General features: G+C 68.3%; 14 protein-coding genes. 5 read left to right on the top strand and 9 right to left on the bottom strand.

Translation table 11 applies throughout. The features are described from left to right. From VFX99_RS01420 to manA, 3 genes are all read right to left on the bottom strand, one after another. Nucleotides 1-907 (bottom strand): glycosyltransferase (locus VFX99_RS01420; RefSeq protein WP_329664538.1); only part of this gene is annotated, 907 nt, incomplete at its 3' end. A 99-nt stretch (nucleotides 908-1,006) separates the two neighbouring features. Further along, a complete protein-coding gene (locus tag VFX99_RS01415; RefSeq protein WP_329664537.1) occupies nucleotides 1,007-1,327 on the bottom strand; it encodes a WhiB family transcriptional regulator in 321 nt (106 codons plus the stop codon). A 147-nt stretch (nucleotides 1,328-1,474) separates the two neighbouring features. Next, the gene (gene manA, locus VFX99_RS01410; protein WP_329664536.1) at nucleotides 1,475-2,656 is read right to left on the bottom strand and encodes a mannose-6-phosphate isomerase, class I; all 1,182 of its coding nucleotides are present in this window, start codon (nucleotides 2,654-2,656) and stop codon (nucleotides 1,475-1,477) included. Between the two features lie 73 nt (nucleotides 2,657-2,729). Here manA and VFX99_RS01405 point away from each other — a divergent pair, with 73 nt between their 5' ends. Next, a complete protein-coding gene (locus tag VFX99_RS01405) occupies nucleotides 2,730-4,130 on the top strand; it encodes an O-antigen ligase family protein (RefSeq protein WP_329664535.1) in 1,401 nt (466 codons plus the stop codon). Further along, complete coding sequence (locus VFX99_RS01400; protein WP_329664534.1) at nucleotides 4,127-5,461, top strand: O-antigen ligase family protein; 1,335 nt, start codon at nucleotides 4,127-4,129, stop codon at nucleotides 5,459-5,461. The genes VFX99_RS01405 and VFX99_RS01400 overlap by 4 nt, the downstream gene beginning before the upstream one ends. 8 nt (nucleotides 5,462-5,469) lie before the next feature. Here VFX99_RS01400 and galE read toward each other — a convergent pair whose 3' ends face one another. Then, a complete protein-coding gene (gene galE / locus VFX99_RS01395; protein ID WP_329664533.1) occupies nucleotides 5,470-6,462 on the bottom strand; it encodes a UDP-glucose 4-epimerase GalE in 993 nt (330 codons plus the stop codon). Nucleotides 6,463-6,603: 141 nt separating this feature from the next. Here galE and VFX99_RS01390 point away from each other — a divergent pair, with 141 nt between their 5' ends. Beyond that, nucleotides 6,604-8,514 (top strand): glycosyltransferase, encoded by a 1,911-nt coding sequence (locus VFX99_RS01390; protein WP_329664532.1) that lies wholly within the window; start codon nucleotides 6,604-6,606, stop codon nucleotides 8,512-8,514. After that, on the top strand, nucleotides 8,511-9,509 hold the full coding sequence (locus VFX99_RS01385; protein ID WP_329664531.1) for a glycosyltransferase: 999 nt from the start codon (nucleotides 8,511-8,513) through the stop codon (nucleotides 9,507-9,509). The genes VFX99_RS01390 and VFX99_RS01385 overlap by 4 nt, the downstream gene beginning before the upstream one ends. A 1-nt stretch (nucleotide 9,510) precedes the next feature. On the opposite strand, the gene VFX99_RS01380 is transcribed toward VFX99_RS01385, so the two are convergent. From VFX99_RS01380 to glf, 5 genes are all read right to left on the bottom strand, one after another. Further along, a complete protein-coding gene (locus VFX99_RS01380; RefSeq protein WP_329664530.1) occupies nucleotides 9,511-10,005 on the bottom strand; it encodes a CAP domain-containing protein in 495 nt (164 codons plus the stop codon). 90 nt (nucleotides 10,006-10,095) lie between these two features. Then, entirely contained in the window at nucleotides 10,096-10,836 is a 741-nt protein-coding gene (locus tag VFX99_RS01375; protein WP_329664529.1) for an ABC transporter ATP-binding protein, read from the bottom strand. Continuing rightward, nucleotides 10,836-11,627 (bottom strand): ABC transporter permease, encoded by a 792-nt coding sequence (locus VFX99_RS01370; protein ID WP_329664528.1) that lies wholly within the window; start codon nucleotides 11,625-11,627, stop codon nucleotides 10,836-10,838. The genes VFX99_RS01375 and VFX99_RS01370 overlap by 1 nt, the downstream gene beginning before the upstream one ends. 37 nt (nucleotides 11,628-11,664) lie before the next feature. Beyond that, on the bottom strand, nucleotides 11,665-12,375 hold the full coding sequence (locus tag VFX99_RS01365) for an SGNH/GDSL hydrolase family protein (protein ID WP_329664527.1): 711 nt from the start codon (nucleotides 12,373-12,375) through the stop codon (nucleotides 11,665-11,667). Further along, the gene (glf, locus tag VFX99_RS01360) at nucleotides 12,372-13,508 is read right to left on the bottom strand and encodes a UDP-galactopyranose mutase (protein ID WP_329664526.1); all 1,137 of its coding nucleotides are present in this window, start codon (nucleotides 13,506-13,508) and stop codon (nucleotides 12,372-12,374) included. Before glf ends, VFX99_RS01365 begins: the two co-directional genes overlap by 4 nt. 149 nt (nucleotides 13,509-13,657) lie before the next feature. Between glf and VFX99_RS01355 the strand changes: the two genes are divergently transcribed. After that, nucleotides 13,658-14,134: glycosyltransferase (locus tag VFX99_RS01355; RefSeq protein ID WP_329664525.1), on the top strand; the 477-nt coding region annotated here is incomplete at its 3' end.

The raw sequence follows: 14,134 nt of genomic DNA, 5'->3' as shown, positions 1-14,134 counted from the left end.
CGGAAGCGACTCCGACCAGGGCGACGACGGCCGCTCCCCACTCGGGGACGATCAGCTCCGGCCGCTTGCGGACGATCTGAAGGACGGAGCGCCACAGAGCCAGCGGCAGGATCGCCAGCCACAGGAACGGCACGGCGGCCGCGGGGGCGTAGACGAGCCTGCGGTGCAGCTGGGCGGTGCGGGACGCGAAAGCCCGACGACGGCGGCGAGCGCCGGTCAGAGGGGACGGTGGTCCCGCCGCACCGTCGCCGGCGACGGCGACGAGTGCGGTCGGCACGAGCAGCACGCGCGCTCCGCTCAGCCGCGCGCGAACGCCCAGGTCGAGCCCTTCGTCGGCTCCTGCGAGCCCGCGATCGATCCCCCCGAGCTCGCGCCAGACATCGCTGCGTGCCAGGATTCCGCGGATGTCGGCGCCGAGCACATCCTCGCGCGCGTCGTGCTGCCCCTGGTCGAGTTCGGAATCGGCAAGACCCACGGTGCGGCCGGAGTTCGTCATGCTCGTACCGAGAGAGACGATCTCGGTTCGATCGTCCCAGCGCACGAGCTTCGGTGCCACGAACGCGACGGACGGGCCGAGTTCCAGTGCGCCGACGAGTCGCGTGAGCGCATCCGGCTCGGGCGCGGTGTCCTGGGCGAGGATCCACACCGCATCGCCCGAGACCCGCAGTGTCGCCATGGCGGTCGCGGCCGCGAATCCTGTAGATGCCGGTGCCGTGATGACCGACTCGGCGACGGATGCCGCGGCGACCGCGGCCACGCCGGCGTCCTCGCCGCAGACCACGATCGTCAGTGCGTCGACCGGACGCGTCTGGTCCGCGAGCGCCGCGAGAGTGCGCCGCAGGTGATGCGCGGCGGGTGTGCGCCCATCGGGGCGCACGACGAGGATGGCGTGGACTCTGGCGGGCATGACGTGGTCAGCCTAGGCGGGTGCTCCCGCCCGACCCGGCGCACGCGCCGCGCGCGCAGGAACGGGCGTCAGGGCGTCCGCGTCGCTGCCCCGCGCGACTCAGCCGGCGCGTCGCTTGAGCTTGCGGCGCTCGCGTTCGCTGAGGCCACCCCAGATCCCGAACCGCTCGTCGTTCTGCAGGGCGTACTCGAGGCATTCGCCCCGGACGTCGCACGTCGTGCAGATTTTCTTCGCATCGCGCGTCGATCCGCCCTTCTCCGGAAAGAAAGCCTCCGGATCGGTCTGCGCGCACAGTGCGTCGGTCTGCCATCCGAGCGGATTGCCGTCTTCTCCCTCAAGAGGTCGACGCACCCCCGGGACCCCTAGCTGGACCGGATCGACGAACCAATTGTCGGGAACGCCGGAACGGTAACCCGTCATCTCGTTCTCCTACCTTCTAACCCCCCACGCTGGTTCGCGTGTACGCATAATTACACCGGTGTAGTTCGTCGCGGTCAAGTCGCAGATCGTAAAGCCTCACCTCGCGCTTGAACGTTTACGACGCGCCGTCGGCGTGTCGCAAGCCGATCACGATGCGGGCGCCGCCGTCGTCGCGCCGGGCTGGGCGACGAAGACCTGGCCCGAGCCGGAGAAATGCAGCTCCATCTCATCGGGCGTCACGAAGACGGCGCGACCGGGGGTGAGCTCGATGCCGTCGCCGGAGCGGTGCGTCCGCACCTCGACCCTGCCCTCCGTCGCCACGGCGATCGTGACACCGGCGAGCGACAGCCAGGACGGCCTGTGCGGCTCGACGGTCACCCGCAGCAGGGCGAAGTCCGAGATGTCCGTCGGGTAGCGGGAGATCCCGCCGCCGACATCCTCGGGACGCACGACGGGCGCCGGGCCGGGCGTCGAGTCGAGCACGCGCAGCAGCTCGCCCACGTCGATGTGCTTCGGCGTGAGGCCGCCGCGCAGCACGTTGTCGCTTGCGGCCATGAGCTCGACGCCGAGCCCCTCGAGATACGCGTGCAGGACTCCGGCCGGCACGAAGACCCCTTCGCCGCGGGTCAGCGTGACCAGGTTCATCAGCATCGCCACGACGACGCCGGGATCGCCCGGGTACGCCGCGGCGAGACGCCCGATCAGACTCAGTTCCACAGAGAACTCCGTGCTGTCGGCTTCGGCGGCCGCAGCGATGATCCCGTCCACGTCCCGCTGCGCCTCGCCGGAGAGCAGCCATGAGATCGTGTTCCGCAGCGCGGCCGCGGCATCCGTGTCCTCGAGACGGGTTGCGAGGCCGTTGCCGGCCGGCCCCAGCTCCGCGACGAGCCGCCGCGTCGCGTCGATCTCCCGCAGGCCGGCGAGCGCCGTGAACGTGTCGCTGATCGCGACGATCAGCTCTGGCTTGTGGTTGTCGTCGCGATAGGTGCGGTCGGCAGCGTCGCGCGGCACGCCTGCGGCTTCCTCTCGCGCGTAGCCCTCGATCGCCTGAGACTTCGATGGGTGGGCCTGGATCGAAAGGGGGGATGCTGCGGCGAGCAGCTTCAGCAGGTATGGAAGGCGCGGGGGTGCCCCTGAACCGGCGCCTTCCGACGTGATCCATGCGCCGAGGCTGCGCCCGTCCGGAACGATCGCGGGACTGCCCTCGTGGTCGCCGAACCAGATTTCGGCTTCGGGTCGACCGGAGGGCCGGCGGCCCTCGAGGTCGGCGAGCAGTGTCGTCGACCCCCAGTCGTAGTCACGGGGGGTGTTCGCAATCGGCACGAGCATGCTTCCAGCGTAGGGTCGCGGCGGGTCCTCGCCGCACAGCGCGGCAAGGGCCAGGCGGTACCCTGATCTCACGATGGCCGTCTATACGAAGCACCCGGCGTCGGCGCCGCCCGCCGCACCGGTCCGCGAGAAGACGGGCCATCTGATGCTGCGCGGATGGTGCATCTTCGTGCTGTTCATGGCGCTGTCCGGAACGGCCTGGATCAACGCGTTCGGCGAGCTGACGACGGCGGTCGTGACGATCGCGGGCGGCGTCCTCTCCCTCGGTCTGTGGTTCGCTGTGCGACCACCCGTCCAGTGGCGCAGGCTGCCCTGGTTCACCGTGGCGTATGTCGTGTGGGCGGCGCTGTCCATCATCTGGTCGCACTGGCGCGAGGCGACCGCGCTCACGCTGCTGCTGCTGGTCATCACCACCCTCCAGGGCCTGTTCATCGGCAGCGTCCTGACCTGGCGCGAGATCGTGCGCGCCCTCGCGTCCGCGCTGAAGTGGGTCATCGGGCTGTCGCTCGCCTTCGAGCTGTGGGTCTCCGCCGTGGTGCGCGAGCCGATCCTGCCTGGATTCGTACGGCGCACCGAGCCCGTCGACCCCATCCTGTACTGGTCGCGCGACAACCTGTTCGACGGCGGTCGGATCCAGGGGATCATGGGCAACGCGAACCTGCTCGGTCCGGTCGCGCTGCTGGCGATCGTCGTGTTCGCGATCCGGTTCGCCGCCGATGCGCAGCGCCGCGTCCTGCTCGGGGTGTGGATCGGTGTGTCGGCGTACCTCTTCTACCGGGCGTCGTCCGCGACGGCGTACGTCGCGGCAGGCGCCGTGGCGATCGTCCTGGTCACCGTGCTGCTCATGCGCCGCGCCAGCAGACCGGGGGACCGGACCCGCTACTACATCGCCTACGCGGCGATCGGGCTCGGCGGGGCCCTCGCGCTCTGGCTGTTGCGCGAGCCGATCTTCACCGCGCTCGGGCGCAGCGCCGACCTGACCGGACGAGAGACGATCTGGGACGCCGTTCTGGAGCGTGCGGTGCAGCAGCCGCTCGTCGGCTGGGGTTACTCGACGCCGTGGATCACAGGCGATCCGTTCTTCGACCGATGGATCATCGACCACGGCGAGAGCGTCATGCAGGCGCACAACATGTGGGTCGACGTGTTCTTCCAGCTCGGCCTCATCGGCGTGTTCCTGCTCGGCGTGGCATACCTGGCCTTCATCTGGCGCTCCTGGTTCTTCGCCGTCGACCGCCCGCGCTGGGATCTGCGTGCCGACCGCCCCTACTCCCCGTTGACGCTGCTGCCGACGCTCGTCGGTGCGATCCTCCTCGTGCAGGGCCTTGCCGAGTCCAGTCCACTGCTCCTCTGGGGGTGGCTTCTGGTGGTTCTGCTGGCGTACAAGATCAAGCAGTCCCCCCATGTCGGCGAAGGCGCAGCCGAACTGCGCATCGCGATCGAGCGTGGCGAGCTGACCACGCAGCTGTCGTGACGGACTCGCCGCGCGGCGCCCCTCCCGGGCGCTGGGTGGTCCTCCTCGCATCCGCCGCCCTCGCGAGGGCCTATACGTTGACGGTGCTCGGGACGGTCTTCTCCGCCTTCGCGATCGAGCGGATCGCCGGCCGGGTGACCTACGCCTCGATCCTCGTCGGGCTCTGCGTTCTGGGCATCGGCATCCTCGTCGCACGCCGGAAGGAGATCTCGCTCGTGCGACTGGTGCCGACGACGGTCGTCCTGTTCGTCGCGTGGGCGCTGGTCAGCGTGTTCTGGAGTCAGGACGCCACGAGCTCTTTCTGGGGGTGGGTCTCGACCGCGAGTCTCGCGTTCCTCGCCGTCACGATCGGGCACGTCCGCGACACCCTGCAGACCGCGCGCGCACTCGGCGATGTCATGCGGGTGCTGCTGTCGATCTCCCTCGGTGTCGAGATCGCCGCGGGGATCCTGCTCGACATGCCGTTCCGGGTGCTCGGCATCCAGGGGAACATCGCGCAGCTCGGTCCGGTGCAGGGCATCTTCGGAACGCGGAACCTGCTCGGGTTCGCCGCGGTGATCGCGCTGATCACCTTCCTGATCGAGTACCGGACGCAGTCCGTCCGCGTGGGTGTGTCGGTGTTCTCGGTCGTGCTCGCCGGCGGACTGGCCGCGCTCAGCGACTCCCCCACCGTGCTGGTGCTCGCCGTCGCCGTCGGCATCGCGGTCGGCGCTCTGGCGCTCGTGCGCCATTCGCGTCCCGAGGGGCGCTCGGCGCTGCAGTTCACCCTCGGCGGCATCGTCGTCGTCGGGCTGACCGTGGGCTATGCGGCGCGGCATCCGATCATCGCCTTCCTGGGCGCCGGATCCGACTTCTCGATGCGGGTGAACCTGTGGAACACGATGGTGGATTACCTGCGGTCCAAACCGGTCCAGGGGTGGGGATGGTTCGGGCCGTGGAATCCGGATGAGTTCCCCTTCAGCGCCATCAACTACGGCCTGCGCACGAGTCACGCGACGGGCCTGAACGCGTACTTCGACGTGCTGCTGCAACTCGGCTGGGTCGGCCTCCTCCTGTTCACGGCCTTCGCGGGCGTCGCGCTGGTGCGCTCATGGCTGGACGCGAGCGAGCGCAAGTCGGTGATCTACGCATGGACGCCCTTGATCCTGGTCACGCTGCTGGTGGATTCGATGTTCGAGAGCTTCACGCTGTTCGGGTTCGGCTGGCTGCTGCTCGTGCTGTGCGCAGTGCGCGCCGGTCAGTCCCGCTCATGGCGGGAACGGATCGATGTGGTCGACGCCGGACCCGGGACCGGACCCGGCGCTGAAAGCCTGCCGCACGCTCCCCGCTGAGAAACGGCCTACGAGTCGGTCGCGGAATGCAGGCTCTCCGCCCAGGCCAGGGAGTCACGGATGCCGTCATCGATCGTCAGCTCGGCATGCCACCCGAGCAGATCCGCCGCCCGGCTCGCGTCCGCGTAGGCACCCGCCACGTCGCCGGGGCGGTTCGGGCCGATGCGGACGTCGACGGTGGCTCCGGTGACGCGCTCGAAGGCCGCCACCAGCTCCCGGACGGTCGTACCCGTGCCGCCGCCCAGGTTGATGACCCGGTACGGGTCGTCTGCTGTCACGGCATCGAACCGCTCCACTGCGCGCACGTGCGCCTGGGCGAGATCCCACACGTGGATGAAATCCCGAAGACCGGAGCCGTCGCGCGTGGGCCAGTCGACCCCGGTGATGGTGAACGCGCCGCCACGTCGGTGAGCGGTGATCAGGAGGCCGAGCACGTGCGATGGGTCGCGGTGCGCGAGCCCGCTGCGGGACTGCGGGTCCGCGCCGATGGGGTTGAAGTAGCGCAGCGCGATCGCGCGCAGTTCACCCGCGGCCGAGCTGTCCGCGAGGATCTGCTCGACGATCGCCTTCGTCCGCGCGTACGGGCTGGAGGGGACGACGGGATCCTCCTCCGTCACCGCACCTCCGTCGTCGGCCCCGTACACGGACGCCGAAGAGCTGAAGATGACCCTGTCTATGCCGTTGCGCCTGAGGTTCCGCAGAAGCTCGATGCTCTTTCCGACGTTGGCCTCGTAGTAGTCCAGCGGTGCGCGGACCGAGTCGGGCACGACGATCTTCGCGGCGCAGTGGATCGCGACAGCGATCCCGGGGTGGTCGGCGGCAATCCGGTCGACAAGCGAGGCGTCCGCGATGTCGCCCCGATAGAAGTGCCGGCCCGCGGCGAACGACTCGCGTCCGGTGGAGAGGTCGTCCAGGATCACCGGCACGATCCCTGCGTCGAGGCAGGCAGATGCGACGGTGCTGCCGATGAAGCCGGCGCCGCCCGTGATCAGCACCTTCATCGGGCGACCGGCCGCTCACCGGCCGTCATCGGGTCGACGCGATGGCAGGGCTGGAGCAGCCAGGAGATCCTCATGAAGGAAGGGTAGGCTACTTCCGGCCCCACGAATCGGCGCCAGTCGCCGTCTTTCCGGAGTTTCCTCGTGCCTCACGTCCTGCAGAACGTTGTCTTCCCCCACGACCGAGATCCCGACCTGCTCCCCCTTTACGCGGACCCCGAGACGTGGTCCGTCATCGACGAAGAGCCCGTGCGGGTGTCGAATCGGGCGCACATCGGCGACATCCTCGGTCGTCACACGGCCCGCATCGTCGCCGGGCAGCGGGTGTCGCTGGGGACGTACTTCAACGCCTTCCCGGCCTCGTACTGGCAGCACTGGACCGCGGTGCGCCAGGTCACGCTCACGGTGCGCACCGAGGGCCCGTGCACGATCCTGGTCTACCGATCCACCGGTTCGGGCGTCCGCCAGCGGATCGAGACCCGCGAGTCGAACGGGATCGAATCGAACGCCTTCGACCTGGTCCTGGATCAGTACAGCGACGGCGGCTGGATCTGGTTCGACCTCGTGGCCGACGACAAGGACGCCCTGTTCCTGGGCGCCGAGTGGACCACCGAGCTGGATCCGGTCCGCTCCGGCAAGGCCTCCATCGGCATCACCACCTTCAACAAGCCCGACTACTGCATCTGGACGCTCACGAACCTCGCCGAGGCGCCGGACGTCCTCGAGCTCGTGGACCGCATCTTCCTGATCGATCAGGGCGACCGGCGCGTCGATGCGCAGCCGGAGTTCCCGCAGGTCGCCGCCGCGCTGGGCGAGACCCTCCGGGTCATCACGCAGCCGAACCTCGGCGGCTCGGGCGGTTTCGCCCGGGCGATGGCGGAGACGCTCGATCGCCCCGAAAGCGATTTCGTGCAGCTCCTCGACGACGACGTGCGCCTCGAGCCGGAGTCCGTCCGCCGTTCGATCGTGTTCGGGCGCTACGCGTCCACCCCCACGATCGTCGGCGCCCACATGTTCGATCTGCTCGACCGCCCGAAGCTGCATGCCTGGGCGGAGGTCGTCGACGATGAGCCGTTCATGTGGCGTGCGCTGTACCAGGAGAAGCTGCCCCACGACTTCTCGGCATCGAATCTGCGCCAGACCCCGATGCTGCACAAGCGACTCGACGCGGACTACAACGGCTGGTGGATGTGCCTCATACCCACCGAGGTCATCCGCGCCGTCGGGCTCGCACTTCCCGCCTTCATCAAGTGGGACGACGCGGAGTACTGCCTCCGCGCCCGGGACGCGGGTTATCCGACCGTCTCGGTTCCCGGCGTCGCGCTGTGGCACGTGTCGTGGGTCGGCAAGGACGATTCGATCGACTGGCAGGCGTACTTCCACGCGCGCAACCGCATCGTCGCCGGGCTCCTGCACTCACGGGTGCCGCGCGGCGGCCGTCTGCTGCGGCACAGTCGACGTGTTGATCTGAAGCACCTCATGATGATGCAGTACTACCCCGTGGCTCTGCGGCACCGCGCGCTGCGCGACATCCTGTCCGGACCGGAGCACATGCGCGCGAACCTGGCGACGGCCATGCCCGCCGCGCGAGCCCTCGCGAAGGACTTCTCCGAGACGCACGTCCACAAGGACACCGGCGTGCCACTCCGGTCGCGCCGCGGTCGCCAGGTGTTCAAGCATCGGCCGCAGAACGAGTTCGACAACCCGACGGGGCTGCAGTTGCGGTGGTTCACCTTCGTCACCCTCGTCTCGCATTGGTTCCATGCGCCGCGGCCCGAGAACGTCGCCCATCCCGAGGTCGAATTCGGAAAGTACGACGCGCACTGGTGGCGTCTGCCGCTGTACGACTCGGCGCTCGTCAGCGCGGCCGACGGCTCCGGAAAGAACATCTACATCCGCGATCGCGCGAAGTATCGCCACATGCTCGTGGACAGCGTGCGCCTGCACCGGCGCCTCCGGCGAGAATGGCCCCTGCTCTCCCGCCGCTACCGTAAAGCCCAGCCTGAGATGACGTCGCTCGAAGCATGGCGGCACACATTCGGAGAAAGCTCATGAGCACCACCACCTCCCACGACGACGCCCGCCGGGCGCAGTTGACCTTCGACCCGGCTTCCGCCACGATCGCGATCGTCACCTACAACCGTTCGGGCCTGCTGACCCGGCTGCTCGAGAGCATCACGCGGATGGACCCGAAGCCCGGTCACGTCGTCGTCGTGGACAACGCCTCCGTCGACGACACGACCGAGATCGTCGAGTCCTTCCGCGGGCGGCTCGGTGCGGAACTGGTCTACCGCCGGCTCGACACGAACACCGGCGGCTCCGGGGGGTTCAGCGAGGGGATGCGGGTCGCATATGAGCTGGGATCCACGTGGATGTGGCTCATGGACGACGACGTCGAGGTGCTTCCGGAAGGTCTCGCGCGCATGGGCGCCTGGGCGCCCCGCTTCAAGAGCATCCAGGGACGCCGGTACGACTACGACGGCAGCGAGTTCTACTGGCAGTACCGCGTCGCCGAGCCCCTCGGCATCCCGATCCCGTTCGCACCGGCCGGATTCGACGAGTCGGGCTTCAAGGAGATGAACTCCGGCTGCTTCGAGGGCATGTTCATCCACCGCGACATCGTGCAGCAGATCGGCCTGCCCGATCCCCGCTTCTTCATCTACTGGGACGACCAGATGTACGGCTGGCTGGCGTCGCGCAAGACCACCTCCGTCATCGTCAACGAGTTCGTGCTGCGGCGCACCCGCGAGATCAAGCAGTGGGACATGGGCGTCCGCCACATGAACGCGTCCAGCAACGCCTACCGCTACTACATCATGCGCAACCGCGGGCACATGAAGAACTACTACCGCTCACTCGGCGTCTACAACCCGCCGCTGTTCCTGGCGGGCACGGCGCTCACCTTCGGCAAGGAGCTCATCCGGCTGCTGGCCGTGGAGCACACCGTGCGGGGCACCAGCAACCTCTTCCGCGGCATCCGCGACGGTCGCAAGATCGCCAGGGATGCCACGTGGCGGCCGATGCCGCCGCTGGAGAGCGCGGTTCGCTGAGTCAGCGCCGGACCGACGCCGGGTAGCTGGCGAAGTTCTGGGTGTAGTACGCCTTACCGCTCGCGGAGACCGCATAGCCGATGCCCAGATGCGTGGCGCCGGCCTTCAGGATGTTCGCCCGGTGCCCCGGCGAGTTCAGCCAAGCCGCGACCACCTTGTCGTAGGAGTAGCCGGCGGCGACGTTCTCGGCCGCCCACGTCCAGCCCTTCGGGTAGCGCGTGTGATAGCCCGTGCAGTGCGCCATGGCGTTGTTGCGCGCCTGGGTCTCGGAGCAGCTCTGCGCGATCGTGTTCAACGCCGGGTCGGCTTTGAGTGCAGGCAGACCGGCGGACGCCCGTGCCGCATTGGTGTCCGCGAGGATGCGTGCGTATGCCGTGCTCAGGCTGACGGCGGTGACGACCCGCGTCTGGACCGCAGCCTCGGCCGGGGGCGGGGGCGCCGTCCACGCGAAGGTGGTGATGAGCGCCGCGATGAGCAGCAGGCTGAGCTTGCGCAATGTCTCTCCTTGAATGACCCCAGTCGGCTCCCCAGCCGGAACCGAGCCTAACCGACGCCTCCGGCGCGGACGAATCGACCCGCAGTGCGCTCAGCCGCCGTTGTGATCGGCGTTGTAGCGGTCGAGCACCTCGCCGATCGGCGCATCCATCTCCAGCCGGCCCTGATCGAGGTACAGACCGCGAGTGCAGAATCGGCGCAGATCCCGCTCACTGTGGCTGACGAAGAAGAGCGTGCGGCCATCGGCGAGCAGCTCGTCGATGCGCTGATAGCACTTCTCGCGGAACGCCTTGTCACCCACGGCGAGAACCTCGTCGACGAGGAGGATCGGCTCCTCCAGCTGGGAGACGACCGCGAAGGCCAGACGCACCTTCATCCCGTTGGAGAGGTGCTTGTAAGGGGTATCGACCGATTCGTGCAGCTCGGCGAAGTCGATGATCCCGTCGAACCGGCGCGAGACCTCGGCGCGGGACATGCCGTGCAGTCCCGCCGCGAGGCGGACGTTCTCGCGAACCGTCAGATCGCCCACGAAGCCGCCGGTGATCTCGATGAGCGGCGCGACTCCGCCGTGCACCGTCACGGTGCCCTCATCGGAGAGCAGGACGCCGGCGACGAGCTTGAGAAGCGTCGACTTGCCCTGACCGTTGCGCCCGACCACGCCGATCGCCTCGCCGGGGCGCACGTCGAACGCCACGTTCCGCAGCGCCCAGAACTCGCCGGGTTTGGACCGGCGTGACGAGTCGGAGAAGAGGTCTTTGAAGCTGCGCCTGCCGCGGCGGTTGCGGCGGAACCGGACGCCCAGGTCGCGCACCTCGATGGCAAGTCCGGCCATCACAGCTCCTTCAGCATCGGCCGCTCGAGACGGCGGAACACCAGGATGCCGAGGGCGAGGAATCCGAAGCTCATGAGCGCCCCGATGACGACGCTGAGCGTGTCCCACACCTCGGGGAAGAACCCCATCCGGTACAGCGTGAAGATGCCCGAGAGCGGGTTGAAGGCGGCCAACTCGCGGAACACGCCGGGCAGATCGCCGATGCTGTAGATGATCGGCGATGCGTAGAACAGGACGCGCAGGATCAGCTTCGTGGTCCGCTCCAGGTCGGTGTACAGGACACACAGCGGGGCGACGAGCAGGCCCAGCCCGATCAGCAGCACCGTCTGCAGGAGGACGGCGACGGGGAACCACAGCAGTCCCCAGCCGACGGGCGCACCGGCGATGATCGCGAACGCCACGAGCACAGGCAGCGAGCAGAAAAACTCGATCCCCTTGCTCAGGACGAGGCGGTTGACCCAGATCGAGCGGGGGATCGCGGTGGAGCGCACCAGGCGGGCGTCCTTGTTGAACGCACGCGTGAAGTCCGAGACCGCCGCGTTGAACCACACCCACGGCAGCAGCGCAGTGATGAGGAAGACGATGTACGGCTCGTGGCCGACGGTGCGCTGGAAGACCTGCGTGAACACGAACCAGTAGATGAGGCTCATGATCAGCGGGTCCAGCACCGACCACAGATAGCCGAGTGCACTCGTGGCGTACCGCACGCGCAGGTCGCGTGCGGAGAGCAGCCACAGCGAGTGGAAATAGCGTCGGGGGGAACCCGGGGCGCCGACGGCGGCTGTGGTCACGGAGTTGAGTCTATGGCGAGGCTCGGAAGCGGCGGATTCACCCTTCGGCCCCCTCCAGCTGGAGCGCGATCTGAGAGGCGGCGGCGGCATACCCGTCCGGGGATGTATGTATGCCGTCGGTACGGAACGCCGAGACCCACGACCCGTCTTCGTTGCGCATCCCGACCCACGGGTCTATGAAGATCCATCCGCGCTCGGCCGCGAGGGCGGCCAACTCCGAGTTCAGCGCGCTCGCCTCGGCGGGCAGGAAGTCGGAGGGCGGGATGGCGGCCACCGCGACGGACGGCGCCTGGACCGCCTCGGCGATCCGGACCACTTCCTGCAGGGTGGTGTCGGTGGGGATGCCGTAGGCCAGATCGTTCGTGCCGCCCAGGATGACCAGCAGCTCTGCGCCGGCGACCGGGGTCGCGGCGTCCGCCATGTCGGTCGTGGTCGAGCCGTCGATCGCCCACCCGCCCACGAAGGTGTACTCCTCGGCGGGCAGCAGCGCCACCCAAGCGGTCCGCGCGGCGATGCCGGCGTCGAGCGTGCCCGAGTAGCCGGTCGAATTGGAATCGCCGACGATTGTCAGAGCGACCGTTTCAGACGGTGCCGCGGTCGGACTGCTCGCCGGGGAAGACCGCGACGTCGGACCGGCGATCGTCGGCTCGGGTGACGCAGCGGGATCACCCGCGCATCCGGAGATCAGGACGGCGGACACGGCCACGGCGCATGCGCGCGCGAACGCCCGCCGGCCTCGCTGGGTCATGTCAGTTGGTTGTTCCACATCGACAGCGCCGAGCCGATCGCCATGTGCATGTCGAGGTACTGGTAGGTGCCGAGCCGTCCGCCGAAGTACACGTCCTTCTCACCCTTCGCGAGCTCGCGGTAGGCCAGCAGGCCGGCGCGGTCCTCGGCGGTGTTCACCGGGTAGTACGGCTCGTCATCACGCGTGGCGAACCGCGAGAACTCGCGCATGATCACCGTCTTGTCGGTGGGATGGCGCTCGGCGCGCTCCGGGTGGAAGTGCTTGAACTCGTGGATCCGCGTATAGGGCACCTGCGCGTCGGCGTAGTTCATCACGGGGGTGCCCTGGAAGTCGCCGACGGGCAGGACCTCCTGCTCGAAGTCGAGCGTGCGCCACGACAGAGCGCCTTCGGCGTCTTCGAAGTAGCGGTCGATCGGTCCCGTGTAGACGATCTGGACCTGTCCGACGGTGGCTGCCTTGTGCAGCGGCTGGGTCTCATCGAAGAAGTCGACGTCGAGCTGAACGTCGATGTTCGGGTGGTCCGCCATCCGCTCGATCCACGCGGTGTAGCCGTCCGTGGGCAGACCTTCCCAGGTGTCGTTGAAGTAGCGGTTGTCGTAGTTGTATCGCACCGGAAGCCGGCTGATGACCTCGGCGGGGAGGTTCTTCGGGTCCGTCTGCCACTGCTTGGCCGTGTAATCGCGGATGAACGCCTCATAGAGCGGCCGCCCGATCAGCGCGATGCCCTTCTCCTCGAGGTTGGCGGCATCCTTCGCATCGAATTCTCCGGCCAGCTCGTGGATGAGGGCCTTGGCCTCGTCGGGCGAGTAGGCGGCCTGGAAGAACTGGTTGATGGTTCCGAGGTTGATCGGCAGCGGGAAGACGACGCCCTTGTGGTTCGTGTACACGCGGTGGACGTAGTCGGTGAATGTCGTGAACCGATTGACGTACTCCCACACCGTCGGGTTCGATGTGTGGAACAGGTGCGCGCCGTAGCGGTGCACCTCGATGCCGGTCTCCGGCTCGTTCGCGCTGTAGGCGTTGCCGCCGATATGCGGACGCCGGTCGATGACGGTCACCTTGCGACCGACGGATGCGGCGCGCTCCGCGATCGTGAGGCCGAAGAAGCCGGAGCCGACGACGAGAAGATCCATGGGAGCCCTTTGGTTCACGGCCGCCGCAGACACGGCGACGCGGCGGGCAGAGCGCACCGCCGCATCGCCAGTCTACCGAGCGTGTCTGAGCGCCGCCGGTAAGTGCTCTCAGGGGTTGCTCCCGACGGCTCCCGTACGCTGGGACGGCCATGACTCTCGAGATCTTCGTGCCCTTCTGGGGCGACCCCGCGCTCCTGTACGAGACCGTCGATTCGGTGCGCGCGCAGCGCAATCCGGACTGGCGGCTCATCGTCATCGACGACTGCTACCCCGACGAATCGGTGCCCGCGTACTTCGCGGCGCTCGACGACGATCGCATCTCGTACACCCGCAACGATGTCAACCTCGGCATCACGGAGAACTATCGCGAGGCGATCCGGAGGGCGACCACCGAGTACATCGCCATCCTCGGCTGCGACGATCTCCTCCACCCGGGCTATGTGGACGTGATCGCGCGCACGATCGCGAACGTTCCCGCGGCGGATGTGATCCAGCCGGGAGTCCAGGTGATCGACGAGCGCGGGACCGTGGTGAGACCGCTCACGGATCGCGTGAAGCAGGGCATGCTGGCCCCGCGCGGGGGCGAGGGGATCGCCGTCCTCACAGGCGAGCGGATGGCCACGAGC

It is taken from the genome of Microbacterium sp. (assembly GCF_036277215.1).
Taxonomy (GTDB): Bacteria; Actinomycetota; Actinomycetes; order Actinomycetales; family Microbacteriaceae; genus Microbacterium.
Note: the sequence above shows the minus strand (reverse complement) of the source record. Positions and strands in the feature narration are given on the sequence as shown.